Source organism: Roseibium sp. ROS1, assembly GCF_054658215.1.
This window is the reverse complement of the sequence record NZ_BAAGIG010000003.1, coordinates 1,036,085-1,059,032: the sequence shown is the minus strand read 5'-3', so window position 1 is coordinate 1,059,032 and position 22,948 is coordinate 1,036,085. Positions and strand designations below refer to the sequence as shown.

At 60.5% G+C, this 22,948-nt stretch carries 21 protein-coding genes; 19 read left to right on the top strand and 2 right to left on the bottom strand.

Annotated elements, in window-relative coordinates; all coding sequences use genetic code 11:
* The first annotated feature begins 627 nt into the window (after nt 1-627).
* The 12 genes from ACYQ6M_RS21005 (at nt 628) to ACYQ6M_RS20950 (ending at nt 13,234) form a co-directional block, all read left to right on the top strand.
* Entirely contained in the window at nt 628-1,611 is a 984-nt protein-coding gene (locus ACYQ6M_RS21005) for a sugar-binding transcriptional regulator (protein ID WP_022999723.1), read from the top strand.
* Nucleotides 1,612-1,679: 68 nt separating this feature from the next.
* Nucleotides 1,680-2,681 carry a BMP family lipoprotein gene (locus ACYQ6M_RS21000; protein WP_022999724.1) on the top strand — a complete coding sequence of 334 codons (1,002 nt, stop codon included), beginning with the start codon at nt 1,680-1,682 and terminating at the stop codon, nt 2,679-2,681.
* An 86-nt stretch (nt 2,682-2,767) separates the two neighbouring features.
* On the top strand, nt 2,768-3,760 hold the full coding sequence (locus tag ACYQ6M_RS20995; protein ID WP_022999725.1) for a BMP family lipoprotein: 993 nt from the start codon (nt 2,768-2,770) through the stop codon (nt 3,758-3,760).
* Between the two features lie 72 nt (nt 3,761-3,832).
* Nucleotides 3,833-5,389, top strand: a complete 1,557-nt coding sequence (locus ACYQ6M_RS20990) for an ABC transporter ATP-binding protein (protein WP_055657442.1) — start codon at nt 3,833-3,835, stop codon at nt 5,387-5,389.
* On the top strand, nt 5,386-6,492 hold the full coding sequence (locus ACYQ6M_RS20985; protein WP_460075359.1) for an ABC transporter permease: 1,107 nt from the start codon (nt 5,386-5,388) through the stop codon (nt 6,490-6,492). The genes ACYQ6M_RS20990 and ACYQ6M_RS20985 overlap by 4 nt, the downstream gene beginning before the upstream one ends.
* A gap of 2 nt (nt 6,493-6,494) precedes the next feature.
* Entirely contained in the window at nt 6,495-7,463 is a 969-nt protein-coding gene (locus ACYQ6M_RS20980; RefSeq protein WP_031268896.1) for an ABC transporter permease, read from the top strand.
* Complete coding sequence (gene cdd / locus ACYQ6M_RS20975; RefSeq protein ID WP_460075357.1) at nt 7,460-7,858, top strand: cytidine deaminase; 399 nt, start codon at nt 7,460-7,462, stop codon at nt 7,856-7,858. Before ACYQ6M_RS20980 ends, cdd begins: the two co-directional genes overlap by 4 nt.
* A 16-nt stretch (nt 7,859-7,874) precedes the next feature.
* On the top strand, nt 7,875-8,684 hold the full coding sequence (locus ACYQ6M_RS20970; protein ID WP_022999730.1) for a purine-nucleoside phosphorylase: 810 nt from the start codon (nt 7,875-7,877) through the stop codon (nt 8,682-8,684).
* Nucleotides 8,681-9,463, top strand: a complete 783-nt coding sequence (gene deoC, locus ACYQ6M_RS20965; protein WP_139314173.1) for a deoxyribose-phosphate aldolase — start codon at nt 8,681-8,683, stop codon at nt 9,461-9,463. The genes ACYQ6M_RS20970 and deoC overlap by 4 nt, the downstream gene beginning before the upstream one ends.
* Before the next feature lie 23 nt (nt 9,464-9,486).
* On the top strand, nt 9,487-10,803 hold the full coding sequence (gene deoA / locus ACYQ6M_RS20960; RefSeq protein WP_022999732.1) for a thymidine phosphorylase: 1,317 nt from the start codon (nt 9,487-9,489) through the stop codon (nt 10,801-10,803).
* An 84-nt stretch (nt 10,804-10,887) separates the two neighbouring features.
* Nucleotides 10,888-12,108, top strand: coding sequence for a phosphopentomutase (locus tag ACYQ6M_RS20955; protein ID WP_460075354.1), 1,221 nt, complete (start codon nt 10,888-10,890; stop codon nt 12,106-12,108).
* Between the two features lie 121 nt (nt 12,109-12,229).
* The gene (locus ACYQ6M_RS20950) at nt 12,230-13,234 is read left to right on the top strand and encodes an adenosine deaminase (RefSeq protein ID WP_460075352.1); all 1,005 of its coding nucleotides are present in this window, start codon (nt 12,230-12,232) and stop codon (nt 13,232-13,234) included.
* A 311-nt stretch (nt 13,235-13,545) separates the two neighbouring features.
* Here ACYQ6M_RS20950 and ACYQ6M_RS20945 read toward each other — a convergent pair whose 3' ends face one another.
* Complete coding sequence (locus tag ACYQ6M_RS20945; RefSeq protein WP_022999735.1) at nt 13,546-14,802, bottom strand: MFS transporter; 1,257 nt, start codon at nt 14,800-14,802, stop codon at nt 13,546-13,548.
* A 147-nt stretch (nt 14,803-14,949) separates the two neighbouring features.
* Between ACYQ6M_RS20945 and ACYQ6M_RS20940 the strand changes: the two genes are divergently transcribed.
* The 7 genes from ACYQ6M_RS20940 (at nt 14,950) to ACYQ6M_RS20910 (ending at nt 22,192) form a co-directional block, all read left to right on the top strand.
* Nucleotides 14,950-16,191, top strand: coding sequence for a DUF1688 family protein (locus tag ACYQ6M_RS20940; RefSeq protein WP_460075350.1), 1,242 nt, complete (start codon nt 14,950-14,952; stop codon nt 16,189-16,191).
* Between the two features lie 65 nt (nt 16,192-16,256).
* A complete protein-coding gene (upp, locus tag ACYQ6M_RS20935) occupies nt 16,257-16,886 on the top strand; it encodes a uracil phosphoribosyltransferase (protein WP_022999737.1) in 630 nt (209 codons plus the stop codon).
* A 107-nt stretch (nt 16,887-16,993) separates the two neighbouring features.
* The gene (locus ACYQ6M_RS20930) at nt 16,994-17,893 is read left to right on the top strand and encodes a ribokinase (RefSeq protein WP_077290881.1); all 900 of its coding nucleotides are present in this window, start codon (nt 16,994-16,996) and stop codon (nt 17,891-17,893) included.
* Nucleotides 17,894-17,959: 66 nt separating this feature from the next.
* The gene (locus ACYQ6M_RS20925; RefSeq protein ID WP_077290880.1) at nt 17,960-18,466 is read left to right on the top strand and encodes a retropepsin-like aspartic protease family protein; all 507 of its coding nucleotides are present in this window, start codon (nt 17,960-17,962) and stop codon (nt 18,464-18,466) included.
* A 64-nt stretch (nt 18,467-18,530) separates the two neighbouring features.
* Entirely contained in the window at nt 18,531-20,030 is a 1,500-nt protein-coding gene (locus ACYQ6M_RS20920; RefSeq protein WP_460075347.1) for a phosphomannomutase/phosphoglucomutase, read from the top strand.
* Nucleotides 20,031-20,110: 80 nt separating this feature from the next.
* On the top strand, nt 20,111-21,109 hold the full coding sequence (locus ACYQ6M_RS20915) for an aldose epimerase family protein (RefSeq protein WP_055657453.1): 999 nt from the start codon (nt 20,111-20,113) through the stop codon (nt 21,107-21,109).
* 54 nt (nt 21,110-21,163) lie between these two features.
* Complete coding sequence (locus ACYQ6M_RS20910; RefSeq protein ID WP_460075345.1) at nt 21,164-22,192, top strand: histone deacetylase family protein; 1,029 nt, start codon at nt 21,164-21,166, stop codon at nt 22,190-22,192.
* A gap of 84 nt (nt 22,193-22,276) precedes the next feature.
* Here the strand turns inward: ACYQ6M_RS20910 and ACYQ6M_RS20905 are convergent, their stop codons facing one another.
* On the bottom strand, nt 22,277-22,897 hold the full coding sequence (locus ACYQ6M_RS20905) for an HAD family hydrolase (RefSeq protein ID WP_055657455.1): 621 nt from the start codon (nt 22,895-22,897) through the stop codon (nt 22,277-22,279).
* Nucleotides 22,898-22,948 lie beyond the last annotated feature (51 nt).

Genomic DNA, 22,948 nt, shown 5'->3' with positions numbered 1-22,948 from the left:
TGGTGATTTCTTGAGTTTTTTCAATCCGCCTTGTCGGTCACATTTTTGCGCGAAACTGTGAGAAACTCGGGCGAGAGAACCTGTTGAGACCCAAAACAGCCGACGTTTCAGCAACTTCTGAAGCGCCTGACATGCGCGTTCCGATTAGCTGTTTTTCGGTCGGAAAGACGCAGGTTTTCAAAGTGGGGGACAAATCCACCGGCAATTATTGCCGTGCAGCTAGGCAAATTTTGCCGGGTTGTTTCTGAAAATCTGCGGCTTTGGGCAGAATTTGCCGCCGTTCAGAAGTGGTACTCGGCCCTCATTGCTGCCCAGAAATGCAGCAATCAGCCAGAAAATTGGCAGTTTTTTTAGTTGACGGCAAAGGCAAGGCTGGTCATGATCTGAAGAAATTCTCACTTGGTGAAGAATTTTTCGGTCGGCCTTCGCGGCCCCGGAAAACAAAAGCTCCGAAGAGAGCAGGGCATAGCCGGACCGTTGCGGTCAACCGCTTCGCATGGCTGGACAGGCGGGTGTTTCATCTTGCGGGATGCAATTCCATCAAGCCGGGCGTTTTGAGAGTGGTTGAGTATCCTGTCCGCCGGAAGGCGTGCGCAAGGGCTCTGGAGGGGAAGGTTTCGACGCGGAATGCAGACACGCGACGACGACTGGACATCATATATGGCCATCCGGGCGGCCTGGCTGTCCTTTGTTGGAGGCCGTACGCAGGGTGAAATCGCCTCGCAGCTCGGCGTTTCGCCTGCCAAGGTGCATCGCCTGATCGCTCATGCGCAGAAAGCCGGTTTCGTCAAATTCCAGGTCGATGGTCGCCCGATGGAATGCCTCCAGCTTGAAAAGGAGCTGACGGAGCATTTCGGCCTGACGAACTGCATCATTGCTCCCGATCTTGGTGGCGGCGACGACGACAGCGCCCTCAGGGCCGTCGCCGTGTCCGCGGCACAGTTCCTGTCCGGGATGCTTGGTGGGTCCAACGTCACGCGTCTGGGCGTTGGCATGGGCCGCACGCTGACCGCGGCCGTCGAAGCGTTGCCGAAAGTGGCAAGAACCGATCTCGAAATCATGTCGATCTGCGGATCGCTGACGCGCACGCTTGCTGCCAACCCCTATGACATCGTCCAGAAGATGCAGGAACGCACAGGCGGCATCGGCTATTATCTGCCGGTTCCCTATTTTGCCGAAAACCAGGACGAAAAGGCGATGTTCCTGACCCAGCGCAGCGTGCAGGACCTGATGGATCGCGCGCGCCAGTCGGATGCCTTTCTCATCGGCATCGGTTCGGTCGAGAACGAGGGCCATCTTGTCCAGCGCGGCATGATTTCCAAAAAAGAACAGGAAGATTTGCTGTCGGGCGGCGCCGTCTGTGATTTGATGGGGCGCTTTCTGACGATCGAGGGAAAATTGGCCCCGGATCCGCTCGGCGATTGTGCCGTGGGTCTGCATTTCGACGAAGTGCGCGGGCGCCGCGTGATTGCGCTGGTAGGTGGGGAGAGCAAGGTGGATGCCACGCTCGCGGCCCTGCGTACCGGTGTCATTACCGACCTTGTGGCAGACGAGACCCTTGCGAGGGCTCTGACGGCACGGGCCGGATTGCAGCTGGCACAGTCCGCATGATGCGGCTGGGTCACGAGGGGAAACGGGCCGGCCAAAAGGCAGGCCCCCGCATGTCGGAGGACATATAAGTGAAAAAGCTTCTTACCATCGGCACCGCGCTTGCCGGCCTGGCCTTTACCGCCGTGGGCGCATTGGCAGCCGATATCAAGCCGGCAGTGCTTTACGATCTGGGCGGCCGTTTCGACAAGTCGTTCAACGAAGGCGCATACAACGGTGCTGAAAAGTTCAAGGAAGACACCGGCGTCGAATATCGCGATTTCGAAATCCAGAACGACAGCCAGCGCGAGCAGGCTCTGCGCAACTTTGCCAAGCGCGGCATGAACCCGATCGTCGCTATCGGCTTCTCCCAGGCCAACGCCGTGGAAAAGGTTGCCAAGGAATTCCCGGACACGCAGTTCGCGATCGTTGACATGGTCGTCGACCTGCCGAACGTGCGCTCCATCCTGTTCAAGGAGCAGGAAGGCTCCTACATCGTCGGCATGCTGGCTGCGATGGCGTCCGAAACCGGCAAGGTCGGCTTTGTCGGCGGCATGGACATTCCGCTTATCCGCAAGTTCTCCTGTGGTTACAAGCAGGGCGTAATGGCTGCAAACCCGAAGGCGGAAGTCTTCGAGAACATGACCGGCACCACCGGTGCGGCCTGGAACGATCCGGTCAAGGGCGGCGAACTCGCCAAGTCCCAGTTCGACCGTGGCGCTGACGTTGTCTATCACGCTGCCGGCGGCACCGGCATCGGTGTTCTGCAGGCCGCTGCTGATGCAGGCAAGCTCGGCATCGGCGTCGACAGCAACCAGAACAACCTGCATCCGGGTTCTGTCCTGACCTCCATGCTGAAGCGCGTCGACATTGCCGTCTACCAGGCATTCGAAGATGCGGCCAACGACAGCTGGTCTTCCGGCTTCGAAGTCCTCGGCCTCAAGGAAGGTGGCGTCGACTGGGCGCTGGACGACAACAACGCCGAACTCGTCAACGACGAGATGAAAGCAAAGGTCGAAGAAGCGACCCAGAAGATCATCTCCGGCGAGATCGAAGTTCACGACTACATGGCCGATCAGTCCTGCCCGATGTAAGGCAGTCGTTTTGGACCTCCGCGCGATACCGTGCGGAGGTCCACCTGTATTTCTAGCGTGCCCAACCCGTTTTTTCGGAGGACAGGATGCTCCGTCTCACATCAGGCGTCATTGCTGCGGCCTGCGCTGTCTTCATGACAACAACCGCAACTCTGGCCGAACCGGCCATCGTTTATTCCGTCGGCGGCAAGTTCGACGGGTCTTTCAACGAAAGCGCCTTTGCCGGCGTGAAACGGTTTCAGGACCAGGGCGGCGACGTCAGGGAATTCGAGTTGGAGCGTGATGCGCAAAGCCTGCAGGCACTGCGGAACTTTGCCAGCCGGGGCGCGTCCCCCGTTGTCGCAATCGGTTTCAACCAGGCCAACGCGCTTGGCCAGGTGGCTCCCAATTTTCCAAAGACGGATTTTGCCATCGTCGACATGGTGGTCGATCAGCCGAACGTGCGCTCCTATGTGTTCAAGGAACATGAGGGTGCCTATATCGGCGGTCTGCTGGCCGGCATGGCCTCCAAGAGCGGCACCATCGGTTTTGTCGGCGGCATGGATATCCCGATCATCCAGCGGTTTCTGTGCGGCTACAAGCAGGGTGGCCAGGCCGCAAGGGCGGATATCAGGGTTCTGTCCAACATGACGGGCGATACGCCGGCCGCTTTCGCGGATCCTGTTCGCGGCGGCGAACTTGCCATCGGCCAGATCAATCAGGGCGCCGATGTGATCATTCAGGCAGCGGGCGGAACCGGCATTGGTGTGCTGCAGGCAGCTGCCGACAAGGGCGTTCTCGGCATGGGCACCGACAGCAACCAGAACGGCCTGCATCCGGGCAAGGTCCTGACGTCCATCCGCAAGCGCGTGGACAACGCCGTCTACGACAGCTTTCAGGCGGCGAAGGACGGCACCTTCGAACCCGGCATCAAGGTGCTGGGCGTCGCGGATGGCGGCATGGACTGGGTGCTGGACGAAAACAACAAGGACCTGATCACGCCGGACATGAAAGCGGCGGCGGATGCCGCCGTTGCGGCCATCTCCGACGGCACCGTCAAGGTTCATGACGTCGTCACCGACGGAGCATGTCCTTTCTGATCGGGACACCGCGAGACAGCGGCGAGGGGCAATAACAATGACAAAGAAAAACAGTCAGGCCTGGGGGAACGCATGAGCGATACGCCGGCAATCGAACTGCGCAAGATCAACAAGCGCTTTGGCCCGGTTCACGCCAACAAGGACATTGACCTTGTGGTGAAGAAGGGATCCATCCACGGTATCATCGGAGAGAACGGGGCGGGAAAGTCGACGCTCATGTCCATTCTCTACGGTTTCTACCAGGCCGATGACGGCGACATCCTGGTGGACGGCAAGAAGGTCACGATTTCGGACTCGAAAACCGCCATCGGCATGGGCATCGGCATGGTGCATCAGCATTTCATGCTGGTCGACAATTTCTCGGTCCTGGAAAACGTGGTTCTGGGGGCCGAGGACAGCGCGCTCCTTTCCGGCGGCATCAATCGCGCCAAGACAGAACTCAAGCGGCTGGAAGAAGAATACGAACTGCGGGTCGATCCGGACGCCCTGATCCAGGATCTGCCGGTCGGTCTGCAGCAGCGGGTGGAGATCCTGAAGGCGCTCTACCGCAGCGCGGAGGTTCTGATCCTTGACGAGCCGACCGGTGTTCTGACGCCGGCCGAAGCCGATCACCTGTTCAAGATCCTCGAAGTTCTGAAGAACGAAGGCAAGACGGTTCTCCTGATCACGCACAAGCTGCGCGAGATCATGGCCGCGACCGATACTGTTTCCGTGATGCGCCGCGGCGAGATGGTGGCGACGCGAGAAACCGCGAACACCTCGATGGAAGAACTCGCCGAGCTTATGGTCGGTCGCAGTGTGCTGCTGCGTGTCGACAAGAAACCGGCGCAACCCAAGGCTCCGGTGATGGAGGTCGAGAACCTCACGGTTACCGACAGCCGCGGCGTGCAGGTGGTCAAGGACGTTTCCTTCAATGTGCGTGCGGGAGAGATTGTCGGCATCGCCGGTGTCTCCGGCAACGGCCAGTCGGAACTGCTGGAAACGCTTGCAGGCATTCGCCGTGCCACCAGAGGTACGCTGAAGATCAACGGCGAGACGATCGATCTGGGAACGAGCACGCTTGACGCTGCCGACATGCGCGCCAAGAACATGGGCCACGTGCCGGAAGACCGGCACCGGATGGGCCTGATCAATTCCTTCTCCGAATACGAGAATTCCATCCTCGGCTACCACCGCGACCCGGCCTACTCCCGGGGCCTTCTGATGGATCTTGCCGCCATCAAGAAAAACGCCGTGGCCGAAATCGAGAAATACGACATCCGCCCGCCGAACCCGATGCTGAAGACCGCCAATTTCTCGGGCGGCAACCAGCAGAAGATCGTGCTGGCGCGCGAGATCGAGCGCGATCCGGAAGTGCTTCTGGTCGGTCAGCCGACGCGCGGCGTCGATATCGGCGCCATCGAGTTCATCCACCGCCGGATCGTGGAAATGCGCGATGCCGGCAAGGGCATTTTGCTGGTGTCGGTGGAACTCGACGAAATCCGGGCGTTGTCCGACCGGGTGCTGGTGATGTTCGACGGCAAGATCGTCGGTGAACGCGGCGGCGATGCGGAAGAAGGCGAACTTGGCCTGCTGATGGCCGGTGTGGAAGATAACAACAAGATGGCTGTTGAAGGAGGCGCCCGATGAGTGCCGGTCAGCTCCCGCGCTGGGTCGATTACGGCCTGATCCCGTTCCTGAACCTGGCCGCCGCCTTCCTGGTGTCCGGCCTCGTCGTTGTCCTGATCGGGGAAAACCCGCTGGACGCGGTGCAGCTCCTGGTCTGGGGCTCCATTGGCTATGGCGAAGGCATCGGCTTCACGCTGTTCTATGCCACCAACTTCATCTTCACCGGCCTGGCCGTGGCCGTTGCCTTTCATGCCGGGTTGTTCAACATCGGCGGTGAGGGCCAGGCCTATATCGGTGGTCTCGGGGTCGCCATAGCCTGTCTGGCGCTGGACCACATCGTGCCGTGGTACATCACCTTGCCGTTTGCCATCATCGGCTCGGCGCTGATGGGGGCCGCCTGGGCGTTCATTCCGGCCTGGCTGCAGGCCACCCGCGGCAGCCACGTGGTGATCACCACCATCATGTTCAACTTCATCGCCTCGTCGCTGATGGTCTATCTGCTCAACAACGCGTTGAAGAAGCCAGGCTCGATGCAGCCGGAAACGCGAACCTTCGAGGACGGCGGCCGTCTGCCGTTCCTGAACGACATATTCCCGTCCTTCGGCTTCGGCTATGCGCCGGTCAACCTGTCGCTCTTCGTGGCGCTGGCGGCTTGTGTTCTGGTCTGGGTCCTGATCTGGCGCACAAAGCTAGGTTTCGAGATCCGGTCCTTCGGTGCCAACGCCACAGCCGCGGTCTATGCCGGCATCTCGCCGGTGCGCACCATCGTCATCACCATGCTCATATCCGGTGGTCTTGCAGGCATGATGGCAATCAACGAAATCATGGGGTCACAGCACCGTCTGCTGATCGATTTCGTGACCGGCTACGGCTTCGTCGGTATCGCGGTTGCCCTCATGGGGCGGGCGCATCCGGTCGGCATCGTTCTGGCGTCGATCCTGTTCGGCATGCTCTATCAGGGCGGCGCGGAACTTTCGTTCGAAATGCCCAACATCACGCGAGACATGATCATCGTCATCCAGGGCCTTGTGATCCTGTTTGCCGGTGCGCTTGAGCACATGTTCCGCCCGACCATCATCAAGCTGTTCACGCCCTCCCGGGCTCTTGCCGCGAAGGAGGCGTGATCATGTTCGAGATCGTGATCCTGACACTTGATTCCACAGTCCGCCTGTCGACACCGCTTCTGCTGGCCTGTCTGGCGGGGCTTTACTCTGAACGCTCCGGCGTGGTCGATATCGGCCTGGAAGGAAAGATGCTCGGCGCAGCCTTTGGGGCGGGTGCGGTCGCCTACATGACCGGAAACGCCTGGATCGGCCTTCTGGCGGGCATGGCGGTTTCGATCGGCCTGGCGCTGATCCACGGCTTTGCCTCCATTACCAACCGCGGCAACCAGATCGTTTCCGGCGTCGCCATCAACTTCCTGGCAGCGGGCCTGACCGCGCTGCTCGGGCAGACATGGTTCCGCCAGGGTGGTCGTACACCCTCACTGCCGGAAGGCGGACGGTTTAGGGACATCGTCTGGCCCTACGCGGAAGAACTGCGCGATGTTCCGATCATTGGTGGCATCTACAGCGAACTGCTGTCAGGTCACAACATCCTGGTCTATGCGGCTTTCGTGGCCGTGCCGCTGACCTGGTGGGTGCTGTTCCGCACCCGTTTCGGGCTGCGCCTGCGTGCGGTCGGGGAAAACCCGGCGGCCGTTGACACGGCCGGCATCTCCGTCACCTGGCTGCGCTACCGGGCGGTCATCGCCTGCGGTGCCCTGTGCGGTGTTGCCGGAGCATATCTTTCCATCGCCCAGTCCTCCGGCTTCATCAAGGACATGACGGCGGGCAAGGGCTTCATCGCGCTGGCGGCCCTGATTTTCGCCAAGTGGAAACCGGCCAACGCCATGTTGGCCTGCCTGTTGTTCGGCTTCCTCGATGCTGTCGCCATCCGGATGCAGGGTCAGAAATTACCCGGTATCGGCGAAATTCCGGTGCAGTTCTTCCAGGCACTGCCCTATATTCTGACCGTGATCCTGCTTGCAGGTTTCATCGGCAAGGCAATCCCGCCGAAGGCGGCTGGCATTCCGTACCTCAAGGAGCGTTCATGAGCGATCTGGACGCGTTGTTCGAGGCCGCAAAAGCGGTTCGTGAAAACGCATATGCACCCTATTCAAACTTCCTGGTCGGCGCGGCCTTGCGTGCACCGGACGGCACTGTTTTCATCGGCTGCAATGTGGAGAACGCTTCCTACCCGGTGAGCGTTTGTGCAGAAGGTGGGGCGATCAGCGCCATGATTGCCGCCGGTTACCGCGAAATTGCGGAAGCCGTCGTCATTGGCGATGCGGCCCTGTGCACGCCCTGCGGCATGTGCCGCCAGCGTCTGAAGGAATTCGGCACGGACGATCTGGTCGTCCATGTCGCGGATCTCGACGGTATCCGGCGCAGCTTTACGATGGATGAGCTGCTGCCTGCCGCCTTCGAACTGGAATACACGTCAAAATAAGAAGGACTGACCCACAATGAGTGGTTTCGGCCGTGAATGCGCGGAGATCGTCCGCGCAGCCCGGGAGGGCTCGTACAAGATTGGCATGATCCTCGGCTCCGGCCTCGGCGCGCTCGCCGAGGAAGTCGAGGACGCTGTTCGCATTCCCTATTCGCACCTGACCGAATTTCCGGTCTCCACCGTTACGTCCCATTCCAGCGAGCTGGTTGCCGGCACGCTGTCCGGGGTGCCGGTGGTGATCCTGTCGGGCCGGGCCCATTATTACGAGGGCGGTGATCCGACGGTCATGCGCACGCCGGTGGAAACGCTGAAGGAGCTCGGCTGCGAGATCCTGCTGGCAACCAATGCGGCCGGTTCCCTGCGCCAGGAAGTTGCTCCCGGCTCGCCCATGCTGATTTCCGACCACATCAACTGGTCGGGCATGAACCCGCTGATCGGTGAAGAGGACGAAAAGCGCTTCCTCGACATGAGCACCGCCTACGATGCGGACTTGCGTGCGGCGATGAAGAAGGTTGCCGAGGAAACCGGCGATCCGGTTGCCGAGGGCGTTTACATGTGGTTCTCCGGCCCGTCTTTCGAGACGCCTGCCGAAATCCGCATGGCCAAGACACTGGGTGCGGATGCGGTTGGCATGTCGACCGTGCCGGAAGTCATCATGGCCAGGTTCCTGGGTATGCGCGTCGCGGCCATGTCGATTATCACCAATTACGGCGCAGGCATGCAGACGCACGCGCTGTCTCACGACGAAACCAAGTCCGTCGCCTTGCAGGGTATGGAACGCATGAAACAGCTGGTGCGGGCATTCGTGAAGGAGATCGGCCAATGACTGACATGATCGAACACGCCAAACGGGCCCTCGGGCTCGTTGACCTGACCAACCTCAACGACGACTGCACGGCGGCGGATATTTCCAAGCTGACCGGACGGACCGTGACGGATCACGGGTCGGTTGCGGCTGTCTGTGTCTGGCCGCGGTTCGTGGCACAGGCCGCGCAGGAACTGACCGGCACGGGCGTGAAGGTGGCGACCGTCGTCAACTTCCCTGAAGGTGGCGAAGATACGGAAGCTGTCCTGGCCGAGACGAGGCAGGCACTTGCCGATGGAGCCGACGAGATCGATCTGGTGATGCCCTACAAGGCTTTCTGCGCTGGCCGCAAGGGCTTTGCGGAAGAGCAGATCATCCGCGTGAAGGCTGCCATTCCGGAACCGGCACTGCTCAAGGTCATCCTGGAAACGGGTGAAATCAAGGATCCGTTGCTGATCCACGCAGCCTCCAACATTGCCATTGGGGCAGGTGCGGACTTCATCAAGACTTCGACCGGCAAGGTTGCCGTCAATGCAACGCTGGAAGCAGCCGAAATCATGCTGACCGCGATCGAGGAGGCCCGGCGCGACAATGCCGAGCGTGTGATCGGATTCAAGCCGGCCGGTGGTATCCGCACCGCCGAGGACGCGGCTGCCTACCTGGCGCTTGCCGACAAGATCATGGGACAGAACTGGGTATCGGCACACACGTTCCGCTTTGGTGCCAGTGGCCTTCTGGATGCCCTGATCTCGACGATCGAGGGCCAGGAAATCGTGGACCACTCCCACCACGGCTATTGAGACGGCTTCAAGAAGGACAACAAATGCTGCCGCAAGAACTCATCAGAAAGAAGCGCGACGGTGGAACGCTGGACGCGGCGGAGATCCAGTTCTTCGTCAAGGGCCTGGCAGACGGCTCGGTCACGGAAGGCCAGGTGGCTGCGCTCGCCATGGCTGTCTTCTTCAAGGGGCTGACCGTCGACGAACGTGTGGCTCTGACGCTCGCCATGCGCGACAGTGGCGATGTCATGGACTGGTCGGGCATCGACGCCCCGATCCTGGACAAGCATTCCACCGGCGGCGTCGGCGACAACGTCTCCTTGATGCTGGCGCCGGCGCTTGCCGCCTGTGGCGCTGCAGTACCGATGATCTCCGGTCGTGGCCTGGGTCACACGGGCGGCACGCTCGACAAGTTCGACAGCATCCCGGGCTATCAGACGCAACCGGACAATCTGCTGTTCAAGAAGGTGGTCAAGGAGATCGGGTGTGCCGTCATCGGCCAGACCGGCAACCTTGCTCCGGCCGACAAGCGCTTTTATGCCATCCGCGATGTGACCGGCACGGTGGAGAGCATCGACCTGATCACCGCGTCGATCCTGTCCAAGAAGCTGGCAGCCGGTCTGCAGGGACTGGTGCTGGACGTGAAGTGGGGCACGGGCGCTTTCATGGCAACACTTGAAGATGCTCGTGCGCTTGCCGAAAGCCTGGTGCTGGTCGCGAACGGGGCGGGTTTGAAAACGACGGCTCTCCTGACCGACATGAACGAGCCGCTGGCGTCTGCCGCCGGTAACGCGGTTGAAATGCAGAACGCCGTCGACTTCCTGAAAGGCACGGCAATCGACAACCGCCTTTGGGATGTCACCGTGGCACAAGGCGGCGAACTGCTTGCCTCGGGTGGCATTGCCGCTGATGCAGAGGCCGGTGCCGGCATGATGCGTGAAGCGTTTCAGAGCGGTAAGGCGGCTGAGAAGTTCGCCCAGATGGTTCATGCGCTTGGCGGACCTGCCGACTTCATGGAAAAGGCGGAACTTTATCTCGCCAAGGCGCCGGTGGAAGCGCCGGTCTATGCCGAACATGACGGCGTCGTTACGGGTGTGGATGCCCGGGCAGTGGGCGTTGCGGTCGTCGCGCTTGGCGGTGGACGCCGGGCGGCGGCAGACGTGATCGATCCGTCCGTCGGCCTGACCAGCCTTGCCGGTGTCGGCAACACGGTGGACGCGGATGCGCCCTTGGCGATTGTCCATGCCAGAACCGAGGCAGAGGCCGAAGAAGCAGCCGTCGCGGTGCGCAAAGCCTACACCATCGGCTCCGCAGCCGATGTCATCGACAGGCCAAGCGTCGTCGAGCGCATCGCGCCCTGACCGGGAAAATGCGTGCCGGGCGAATGGTCGCCCGGAACCTCTCCGGCCGAACCGGCCGGCAATGATAAATTTGAGGAGATGTCCATGCCTCGTGCAATTCTGTGCGTTCTGGACAGTTTCGGTATCGGCGGTGCCGCGGATGCGGAAGCCTTTGGTGATGCCGGGGCCGACACTTTGGGCCACATCGCGGCGCGTTGTGCAGCCGGTGAGGGCGACAAGGACGGTCTGCGCTCCGGCCCCTTGAACGTTCCCAACATGGACCGGCTCGGCCTGGGCGCGGCAGGGCGTCTGTCCACCGGCAAGGACGTGCCGGGCCTGGATTTCGATCGCGAGCCGGAAGGCCTGTGGGGCTATGCTGCTGAAGTTTCCAATGGCAAGGACACGCCGTCCGGCCATTGGGAAATCGCCGGTGTGCCTGTGCGCTTCGACTGGGGCTATTTTCCGGAAACGATCCCGACCTTCCCGGAAGAGCTGATTGCAAAGATCAGCGAGAAGGCAGGCCTCAACGGCATCCTGGGTGACAAACACGCCTCCGGCACAGTGATCATTGCCGAACTTGGCGAAGAGCACATTCGCACGGGCAAGCCGATTTTCTATACGTCGGCGGATTCCGTCATCCAGATCGCCGCCCACGAAGAACACTATGGTTTGGAGAAACTGTACGAACTTTGCGAGATCGCGCGTGAATTTGCCGATCCCTACAACATTGGCCGGGTGATCGCGCGGCCCTTCGTCGGCGAAACTTCGGACACTTTCCAGCGCACCGCCAACCGGCGTGACTATTCGGTACTGCCGCCGGAGCCGACCTTGCTCGACCGTCTGACCGAGGCAGGGCGCACGGTCTATGGCGTCGGCAAGATATCCGATATCTTCGCCCATCAGGGCGTTGCCAGGGTGCTGAAGGGCGCAGGCAATGACCAGCTGTTCGACAAGACGCTGGAAGCCATGGACCAGGCTGCCGATGGCGACCTGATCTTCGCCAATTTCATCGATTTCGACTCCCTCTACGGTCACCGCCGGGATGTTCCGGGATATGCAGCCGCGCTTGAGCATTTCGACCGCCGCTTGCCGGAAATGATTGCCAGGATGACGGACGGTGATCTCCTGATCCTCACGGCCGATCACGGCTGCGATCCGACCTGGCGTGGCACGGATCACACCCGCGAACATGTCCCGGTGATCGCAACCGGTCCGGGTCTCGAAGGCAGAAGTGTCGGTGGTCGCAAGACCTATGCCGATATCGGTGAAAGTATCGCCGATCATCTGGGCATTGCGGTCGGTCCGAACGGCACGAGTTTTCTGTAACCGCATCCGCATTCCGGCAATCCGGTGAATCGGGCACAATAACCGCGGGCCACTCGTCCGTCCTTTCTGCGGAAAGACGGAAAACCGGCCCGCCACACACTCGAATGAGGACCCGCGGGACATGAGCGACGCCATCACGGTACCGAAGGCGGAATTGCATTGTCATATCGAAGGCGCCGCGCCACCGACCCTGGTCAAGCGCCTTGCCGACAAGCGCGGCGAGGATGTTTCGGCCGTCCTCGACGGTAACGGCAAATACATCTGGTCCGACTTCACCACCTTCCTGAAAGCCTATGATGTCGCAAGTTCGGTGTTCCGGACACCGGCGGACTACGCCCTGCTTGCAGAAACCTATTTCCGCATGCTGGCGGCGGAAGGGGCAATTTACGGCGAGATTTTCATCTCACCAGACCACGCTCAGGCCGCCGGCCTGTCCTACCGCTCCTATGTCGAGGGACTGGCCGCCGGGATCGAGCGCGCCAAGACAGACACTGCCATCGAAGGCCGGATGATCGCGATCGGCGTCCGCCATTTCGGTTCGGCCTCCGTCGAACGGGTCATCAAGGAAGTGATCGGCAATCCGCATCCTCTGGTCACGGGCTTCGGCCTGGCCGGGGATGAACGCTCCGGCCACCCGGCCAATTTCGCGAAGGCCTTCCGCATGGCAGCGGATGCCGGACTGGGCACGACGGCACATGCGGGCGAGTTCGGCGGTCCGGACAGTGTGACCGCGGCACTCGAATTCCTGCGTGTGAAACGTCTCGGCCATGGTGTGCGGGCAATCGAGGACAAGGATCTGGTCAAGCGCCTTGTCGACGAGGAGATCGTGCTGGAGGTCTGCCCCGGGTCGAACATCGCTCTGGGCGTCTACACTCACCTGCGCTTCCACCCGGTCAACATGCTGCGCAAGGAGGGCGTGAAGATCACGCTCAACTCCGACGACCCGCCTTTTTTCGGCACCACGCTCGGCAAGGAATATTCATCGGTCACCGAAACCTTCGGATGGAGTTTCGATGATCAGATGGAAGTCACCCGCACGGCCATCGAAGCCGCCTTCTGTGATGAGCCCTCACGCAAAAGGCTCCTTGTACGACTGGAAAGCGCAAAGCAGGCGCCGACGGGTTGAGGCAGGTCTTCTGCAACATGCCGGATGCGCTGCACGCTGAGTGCATGCCAGATTTGTTTCAGGCGAGGTCGCTTCGCTCACGCTGATGTCTGGTTTCCGGACCGGCGTACAGCTTTGCTGCACTTGTCCGGAATGACGTCGGCCATAGGCGCGGCTGCTTTGCATTGGCTTGGTTCAGCGAGAATTCTAGTGAGCTTTCTCGCCTTTCGCCCTCTCATCCCCAAAACCTCATCCTAAGACGCCGCTGAAGCGGCTCCTCAGAATGAGGGGAGAAGGGCGATGAATGCCGAAGGTAATGGCTTCAAGCCCCCTCAGATTTCCCCGCCGGTTTCGTCCACTTCCGTGCGCGGATCGAGGCTTACCGTTTCCGGGGTCGTAATCTGCGCGGTCGAGACCGCCATCACGAAATCGGACTTGTCTTCCTGCGGAAGCGAAGCACGCTGACGCATGCGCCAGAGGGCAAAGAGCATCATGGAAAGATGCGCTGCCGCCGTCACCTGGAAGAGTGCGCCCGGATAAGTGAAGGTCATCAAGCCCGAAGCGAGCAACGGTCCAAGCATTGTACCCGCCCCGAAGATAAGCAGAAGACCGCCGCTGATCCTGAGAAAGTCACCCGGCTCTGCGTGGTCGCTCGCGTGGGCGACGATCACCGGATACATGGAATAGACCACGCCGCCGAAACCTGCGATCAGAAGAACCGTGAGGGTCGGATCGGTGCCGCCGAAGAACGACAGGCTGGACCCGAAACTCATGGCGGTTACGGCGAGACCGACCAGCACGAGGCGCCGGTCAAGCCTGTCGGACAGCATGCCGACCGGGATCTGCACCACTGCGCCGGCCAAAAGCGCCAAACTCATCATGATGGCAATCTCCGGTACGTCCAACCCGATGCGAAGTCCATATACCGCACCCAAGGTGCCGAAGGACCCGTTTGAAATGCCGACCATGAAAACCGCGACCACTGCGATCGGTGAATTGCGCCAGAGTTTTTTCGGATCCAGCCGCGCCTGTGTCAGGGGCTGGGGCGATGCGGCGGTGGACAGCGCTGTCGGCAGCAGCGACAGCGAGTAGATGATCGAACCGAGAACGAAGAAGAAGAAGCCGGTCGGATCGCCAAGCGTCAGCAACATCTGTCCGGCGGTCGTCGCCCCCAGGTTGATCATCGTATAGATGCCGAAGATCCGCCCGCGCGTTTCGCTGGTCGAACGTTCGTTTAGCCAGCTTTCCACGATCATGGCAGCGCCGGAAAAGCAGAAGCCTGTGATCGCCCGCAGCACGATCCAGACAGCGGCATCCATGAACAGGAGGTTCAGGAGAACCGAGATGCCCGCCAGCGAGGCAAGCGCCCCGAAGGCCCGCACATGGCCCACACGCTTCACGATGACCGGCACGGCCAGACAGCCGCTGACATAGCCGACTGCCCAGCCGGTGCCGAGCAGACCGAGCGAGGCATCGGAAAAGCCGTTGGCGAGACCGGCGAGCGGCAACAGGAGGCCGTGAAGGCCGCCGGCGAGCAAAAGCAGTCCGGATCCGACGAGAAGGGCGGCGATTGAGACAACGGCAGACATGAAACTTCCGGTGTGGGATGGTTGAAAGGCTTGGGTTCAAATCACACAGATGATGACCAATGACGAACCGGTTTGACAAGGTTATGGTGGGCAGATAGGCGAAGGCAGCGTCTTTTCACACAATCCTTTCCAGATCCGGCGATTTCCATGACCGATACCCAACCAGCCTTGTCCTTGTTCCGGCCGCAGCATGTTCGGGAAAAGGCCTATGAGCTTTTGAAGTTCGCCACAGATGGCAAACTCGCCCATGTCGAAGCGGTTCCAGACCGGCTCGAAACAGCCTTGGCCAAGGTGCTTGAAACAACTCGGGAAAATTATCCGGATTTTCACATTCCACCCTACGGCATCTGGCGGAATTACGAGGCCGGCGGCATCGACCGCTGGGGTGCGCTGGCAAATGCGCGCGGGTTTGAAACCGCCGAAGAAATGCTTGCCGCTGCAGCCGACCTTGCCATCCTGGGTACCTACATGAAAACCCGCCACCCCGAGGGCTGGGTTTTCGAGGACAGGATGACTGAGACCGAAGCGACCGGTCAGGAGGCTTCGGCACTGGCCGCCTTTCACATGTTCGCGGCAGGTTCCTTTTCCGGTGAAATGACCGATCCCTACCGCGTCGATGCGCAGACGCTCGTGCAGATGGACCGGATGGAACTCGCAGAAGGCCTGCAGTGGGACGCAAGGGAAGATGACGACCTGCTCGAGGCGATGCAGCGCCGTCTGAAACGCTTCGGTGAAGCGCTTGCCCTGCGGCCGGATCTTTTCGGGGAAGGGGACGAAACCCGTCCAGGCCGTCTTGCAGTTCGGATGGCAAAGGAAAGCGATGGCGTGGTTTCGGCAAGGGATCTGCTCGACCGCGTGCTGGAATCGCTTTGTCCGCTGTGGGAAGGCGGCGCTGGCGACGGCAACATGGTCTATGGCGACAGCTTCGAACATTACCAGCGGGGTGCGGTTTCCGAGAGAATTGTTGTGCCGTTCCATCAGGCTGCCCAGGAGATGGTCTATTCACTGATCGAACCTCTTGCCTGGGCCGGGTTTGAAGTCTCCGGACTGGAGGCACTGACGCCGCCTGCCGATCCTGCCCACGCGGCCCTGTTCCTCGACACCGGCGTCCTGAAAATTGTCGAACCGGACACGGCACTGTCAGCAGAGGCCCAACGCGACCGGATGGTCGAAATCCGCGCTGTGGCGCTTGCACTCACCGACAGGCTGGCCGAACTGCTGCGGCACGAGCTCAAGGTTCATCAGGATCAGTTGCCGCTCACCTGCATCCTGGAAGGCGGAACCAGCCGGGCTGGCGGCATTTATTTGCAAGGACACCCGCAGGAAGCGAAAAAACTCGGGCACTTCATGAACCCGGGGTCTGTTTTTTGGTTGCCGTTCGGGGCATAGGTCCCGAACATAAAAAATCATGAGACCGGGCCGGTGTTATGGCCCCATTGAGAAGAGAGGCAGATATGTCCGGAGCCACCGTCATCAGCCACCCGCTGGTTCAGCACAAACTGAGCATCATGCGCGACAAGGGAACGTCCACCCAGGGGTTCCGGCGCCTGCTGCGGGAAATCTCCACGCTGCTCTGCTATGAGGTCACCCGCGACCTGCCGCTCGTCTACCAGACCATCGAGACGCCGCTTGCCGAAATGCAGGCGCCGACCCTGGCCGGCAAGAAGCTGGTATTCGCTTCCGTTCTGCGTGCGGGCAACGGACTTCTGGAAGGCATGCTGGATCTGGTTCCGTCGGCGCGCGTGGCGCACATCGGCCTTTACCGCGATCCGCAGACGCTTCAGCCGGTGGAGTATTACTTCAAGGCTCCGGAAGACCTGAACGAGCGTCTGGTGATCGTGGTCGATCCGATGCTGGCCACCGCCAACTCGGCGATTGCAGCGGTTCAGAAGCTCAAGGAGCGCGGAGCCAACAACATCCGCTTCCTCTGCCTGCTCGCGGCACCTGAGGGCGTCAAGAATTTCACCGAGAACCACCCGGACGTGCCGGTCTACACCGCTTCCATCGACGAGAAGCTGAACGAGAAGGGCTATATCGTTCCGGGCCTTGGCGACGCCGGCGACCGTATGTACGGCACGAAGTAACCGGCCGACAGAACAGACGGCTGAAAGCGCGGAGGTAAACTTCCGCGCTTTTTTGTTGCGCTTGGGCGTGCGGTGTCTAACCTTTTGTAAAAAAAAGGGGAGGCGACATGATTACGGTCTTTGGTTCCATCAATCTGGATCTGGTCGTTGCCGTGCCCCGCTTGCCGACTGCCGGCGAAACGGTGAGCGGTCGCGATCACCAGACATTTCCAGGTGGGAAAGGCGCCAACCAGGCGCTGGCTGCCAGGCGGGCAGGGGCCGACGTTCGTTTCATCGGCGCGGTCGGACAGGACAGCTTTGCCGAACTCGCGCTGCTTAATCTGCGCGAAGCCGGCGTCGATCTTTCAGGCGTTCGCACCATGACCGGGTCGACTGGCCTTGCCCTGATCGGCATCGATCCGGCAGGGGAAAATCAGATCATCGTCGCCAGCGGCACCAATGCGCGTGTCGAAGCCTCCTGGTTGGAAGGCGGTTTTGGGCCTGGTCAGACACTGCTCGTTCAGGGAGAGGTGCCTCTGGTTGAGGTGATCGAAGGTGCCAGGCTTGCCCGGGATGCGGCAGGCACGGTCATCTGGAACCCGGCTCCTGTGCCTGAGGGTGACCTGAGTGCCTGTCTGGATGTTGCCGGTACGGTTGTGGTCAATGTGAGCGAGGCGGCAGAGATCGGAGGTCGTCTCGGCATTGCCGGTGACACGGAAACATTCGCGCTGAAGCTGGCGGAAGGTGGCCGGAACGTCATCGTCACCCTTGGTGCGGACGGTGTTCTCGCCCGCACGCCAACCGCGCGCTATCGCTTCGCTTCTCCCGCCGTCAACGCGGTGGATACGACCGGTGCGGGCGATGCCTTTTGCGGCGCCCTGGCTGCCGCTCTCGATCGCAAGACGTCCTTCGAACGTGCCTTGAAGGAAGGTGCCGCCGCCGGTGCGCTTGCCTGCACCGTGACAGGGGCCCAGTCCAGTGCACCGCATCTGGAGGACATTGCCCGGCTGGCCGACACGATTGCCTGATGCTGTTTTACAGGCCGCTAAGGAAACCGTGATAATCAGGGGGTTCACGCAACGTCGAGACCCTGCATGTCGCGCTTTGTCATCATCTTTCTGGCCTGCATGGCAATCGTTCCGCTTGCGGCGTATCTGCTGGAAAACAGGCTTGAGGTGCTGGTGAGCAGCGACCCGGTTGCCGAAGATCAGGACGTGGACGAGGCCGGCGAGCGAAGCCACCGAATATCGGCCAACAGGCAGGGGCATTTCGTGGCGGATGCCTATCTGAACGGCCGTGCGGTGGACATGCTGGTCGACACCGGTGCAACCGTCACCGTTTTGCCGGAATCGCTTGCCGAGAGCATCGGAATCTTCCTGAATTCGGCCGACTACAAATACGCAATCCAGACGGCAAACGGCACAGTTCGTGGCGCCAGGGCGACCATTGACAATTTGCGCATTGGAAAGATCCGGCTACGCAATGTCGACACACTTGTGTTGAAAGATCAAAGCCTCGGGGAACCCCTGCTCGGCATGTCCGTTCTCAACCAAATGAAGCGGTTTGACATCTCCGATGGCACGCTTGTACTGGTGCAGTGAATTGTCATACCGTGTTTAGGTAATTACCCAGTTCCGTTCTTCTTCCTTGCTTTGAGAGGCATTGATGTTTCCGAAACCGCGTCCGAAATTGGTTCCGAACACTTTTGAATATGAATCCTTTCCAATGGTGAAGCCCACGGGTTTCCGCGAATACGATGCGCGTTGGCTTTTCGAAAAGGAAATCAATCTGATGGGCATGCAGGCGCTCGGTATGGGCATCGGCACGCTCATTCACGAACGTGGCGTGCGCCCGGACATCGTGGTGGGGCATGATTTCCGGGGTTATTCCTCCTCCATCAAGATGGCGGTGATCAACGGCCTTCTGGCAGCCGGCATCAACGTGCACGACATTGGCCTGGCCTTGTCGCCGATGGCCTATTTCGCACAGTTCGCGCTCGATGTTCCGGCGGTCGCCATGATCACGGCGTCGCACAACGACAACGGCTGGACCGGCGTCAAGATGGGCATCGACCGCCCGCTGACCTTTGGTCCCGATGAAATGGGCCGGCTGAAGGACATCGTTCTGGAAGCGGCCTTCGACCTGAAGGGCGGCGGCAGCTACCGCTTCGTCGACGGTTTCCCGGATGTCTATTTCAAGGATCTCACCGACCGGGCCAAGCTGAAGCGCCCGATCAAGGTGGTCGCGGCATGCGGCAACGGCACTGCCGGTGCCTTCGCGCCGAAGATCCTGGAGGCGATCGGCGCCGAAGTCATCCCGCTTGATGCCGAGCTGGATCACACCTTCCCGCGCTATAACCCGAACCCGGAAGACATGAAGATGCTCCACGCGCTTCGTGACAAGGTTCTGGAAGTCGGTGCGGACGTCGGACTTGGTTTCGATGGTGACGGCGATCGCTGCGGTGTCGTCGACAATGAAGGCGAGGAAATCTTCGCCGACAAGGTTGGCGTGATGCTTGCGCGCGATATCTCCGCGCTCCATCCCGGTGCCCAGTTCGTGGTCGATGTGAAATCCACCGGCCTGTTCCACACGGATCCGGTGCTGAAGGCCAACGGCGCCAAGACCGACTATTTCAAGACCGGTCACTCCTATATCAAGCGCCGCGTCACCGAACTGAATGCCATGGTCGGGTTCGAGAAATCCGGCCACTATTTCTTCAACAAGCCGATTGGCCGCGGTTATGATGACGGGCTCGTTTCGGCCATTGCCATCCTCGACATGCTTGACCGTAACCCGGACAAGACGATGGCAGACCTGCGCCGGGATCTTCCCAAGACCTGGGGGTCGCCAACCATGGCTCCCAAGTGCGACGACGAAATCAAGTACGACGTCGTCGACCGGGTTGTCGCCCGTTTCCAGGATATGAAAGCCAAGGGCGAAACGGTTGCCGGACAGTCGATCACCGACCTGATCACCGTCAACGGCGTTCGCGTCGTCAGTGAAGACGGAACCTGGGGTCTTGTGCGTGCCTCCTCCAACAAGCCGGAGCTGGTGGTCGTGGTCGAGAGCCCGGTTTCGGAAGACCGGCTCCACGCCATGTTCAAGGCTATCGACGGCGTTTTGCGCGAAAACTCGGAAGTGGGCGACTACAACCAGACGCTCTGACCACTTGACCGATTGACGAAAGGCGGCGGATAGTTCCGCCGCCTTTTGCGCATCCTGCCGCCTTCTCGCCGGAGACTTTCATGATCAAGGAATTTGGGGTTCTGCCAGACGGGACCGTTGTCCAGGAAATTACGCTGGCAAAAGGGTCTCTGGCTGCCTCCATCCTCACCCTGGGAGGCATCATCCGCGACCTTAAGGTCGATGGTGAGACGGTGGTGCTGGGCTTTGACGATCTCCAGAGCTATCTGGATCATTCGCCCTATTTCGGCGTGATTGCCGGGCGCTGCGCCAACCGGATCGGCGGTGGCCGGATGACGATAGACGGGGTCACCTATCAACTCGACCAGAACGAACGGGGTATCAACCACCTTCACGGTGGCTCGCTTGGCTTCTCCAGCAGGGTCTGGCAGGTAGAGCAGCACGACAAGGCCAGTGTCCTGCTGAAGCTTGTCTCCGAAGACGGCGATATGGGGTATCCGGGCCGGGTGGAAGTGCTTGCCCGCTATACGTTGACCGGCACCGGTGCGCTGCGTCTGAAAATCACCGCAACCACCGACAAGACGACGCCGGTCAATTTGACCCAGCACGCCTATTTCAATCTGGATGGCAGCAGCAATATTCTGGACCATACGCTGGAAATCGCAGCGGAGACCTATCTGCCCGTGGACGAGGCGCTGATCCCGACCGGCGAGATCCGCAACGTGGCCTGGACGCCATACGACTTCCGCGACGGGCGCAAATTGCGGCGCAAGGCGGGTGAGGAGAACGTGGTCTTCGATCACAACTTCTGCCTTGCGGATGCACCACGCGAGGGCGTGGAATTCGCTGCTGCCCTCGAAGACGGTTCCGGCAATCGCCGCATGGAAGTCTGGACGAGCGAACCCGGCCTGCAGCTTTATGATGCGCAGCGGATCTCGGTGACGGTTCCCGGGCTGGACGGCAGGCACTATGGGGCCCATGCCGGGCTGTGCCTTGAAGCGCAGCGATGGCCGGACAGCGTCAATCACGACGGGTTCACACCGGTTTTGTTACAGCCCTCAGAGACTTATACTCATGTTACGGAATTCCGTTTTTCCTGAAATGGGTTACATTAGCGCTGCTGTGTGAGACAACAGGGGACTTGGGGGCAACTCGTGAAGACGGTTTTTTCAAACACCCAGCTCGCGCATGCACCGGCGCAGGAAATATCAGACGGCGAACTGAAGCCTGCTGTCGAGATCCCGAGCCGCGCCGAAATCGTGCTCAAGACCGTGCGGGAGCGCAATGTCGGTGAAATCGTTGCGCCGGAGGAATTCCCCGTCCGTCCGCTGCACCGGGTGCACGCCCCCGAATATGTTTCGTTTCTGGAAAGCTTCTGGGAAAAATGGACAGCCGCAGGGCGGTCGCGCGAAGCTTTTCCCTTTGTCTGGCCCATCCGCAGCCTGCGTCAGGATGTTCAGGTCGAACATATCGACGGCCTGCTCGGACGGTACTCGATGGATGCCGGGACGCCGCTCGGCGAAAACACCTACAAGGCGGCGCGGGCGTCAGCCGACACGGCCCTGACTGCGGCCCGCCTGCTTCTCGATGGCGAGAAATCGGCTTTCGCGCTTTGCCGGCCACCGGGACACCACGCGGGCTTTGACTTCTTCGGTGGATACTGCTTTTTCAACAACGCTGCTGTCGCGGCGCAGTATCTTCGGGACTACGGACTGCATCGCATCGCAATCCTGGATGTCGACTACCATCATGGCAATGGTACCCAGGCGCTGTTCTATGACCGGCCGGACATCCTGTTCCTGTCGATCCATGCCGACCCTAAACACGAATATCCCTATTTTCTTGGGTTTGCCGACGAGACCGGTGAACATGCCGGTACCGGGTTCACCCGTAACTGGCCTTTGCCGCTCGGCACCGATTGGGACAGCTACACACCGGCACTCGAGGAAGCCTGCCGTTGGCTGCTGGTGTACAAGCCAGAAGCGTTGATCGTCTCGCTTGGCATGGATTGCTACGAGAACGATCCGATCTCCGGCTTCAAGTTCAAGAGTGAAGACTACATCCGGCTTGGCCAGAGGCTCGCCAAGGTCGGCGTTCCGACCATCTTCCTGATGGAAGGCGGCTATGCGGTCGACGCACTGGGGACCAATTGCGTCAATGTGCTTGAAGGCTTCGAGGGATAAGACCTCGTCGCCGGGACTTGAGTGCGACGGATCCTGAGAGGCGGCCTTGCCGCCTCCCTGATATTGGTCGCTTCCTCGTGGCAATTACCCGTTCAGCAGACCAAGCTGTTTCAGTTCCGCGCGCAGACCCTCAGCCCCCTTGAAGTGATGGGCTGACATGCCGGCTTCTCTGGCAGCCTCGACATTGCGCTCGCTGTCATCGATGAAGAGGCATTGCGCGGCAGTCAGTCCGTTTCGCTCCAGCAGGATTTCGTAGATGCGCAGGCCGGGCTTGATCTCCTTTTCAGCGCCGGAGACGACGATGTCGCGGAAGCTGGTCTTCAGAAACGGAAACCGTTCCTGGGCCTGGACAAACTTGTCTTCTGAAAAATTGGTAATTGCATAAAGGGGCGTCCCCTGAGCCTTGAGCTCTGCAAGCATGTCAGGCGTACCGGGAATTTCGCCGGGCACCATGTCGTGCCAACGTTCGCTGTAGGCGGCAATAAGCTCGGCCTTGTCCGGATGCTGGCGGGACAGAACATCAACGGCTTCCGCCCAGGGTCGGCCAAGATCCTGCTGCAGGTTCCACTCCATTGTGCAGACCGTCGTCAGGAAGTCTTCGCGTGCATCGTCATCGGGAATGAGCTCGCGATAGAGATATTCGGGATTCCATTCGATCAGGACATTCCCTATATCGAAGACGACGGTCGTGATAGCATCGTTCATGTGGTCGATCCGGTTTTCTGGCGGAAGTTGTTCAAAAGGCGAGATAAAATT